The 251-nt window shown below is 41.4% G+C and carries 1 protein-coding gene; it reads right to left on the bottom strand.

Annotation, left to right across the window (positions count from 1 at the left end):
- Positions 1-28: 28 nt before the first annotated feature.
- A partial coding sequence (locus AB4496_RS29255) for an Ldh family oxidoreductase (RefSeq protein WP_372133633.1) occupies positions 29-251 on the bottom strand: 223 nt, incomplete at its 5' end.

Genomic DNA, 251 nt, shown 5'->3' with positions numbered 1-251 from the left:
GCATAACGCTTTCCCTACCTTTGGCTAATTACAGAGACGTAATTTGTTCCCAAATTCCATCGTTAATTTCAATGCCGCCAGCTGCTTCATGTTTCTTAATGAAGTTTTCAATTTCAGAACCAGCAATCATCACTGAACCCGTTTCTGCAGGCTCTGACTCAAGTACATAATCACGGATGCGCTTCATCTCTTGTGCATAAGTGCTTTGATCCATTGTCTTGCTTAAGTCGATAGCGATAAGGAACTGAGAT

The sequence above is a fragment of the Vibrio sp. 10N.222.46.A1 genome, assembly GCF_041473595.1.
Classification (GTDB): domain Bacteria; phylum Pseudomonadota; class Gammaproteobacteria; order Enterobacterales; family Vibrionaceae; genus Vibrio; species Vibrio tasmaniensis_A.
The sequence above is the reverse complement of the archived record's forward strand: the minus strand, read 5'-3'. Positions and strand labels throughout refer to the sequence as shown.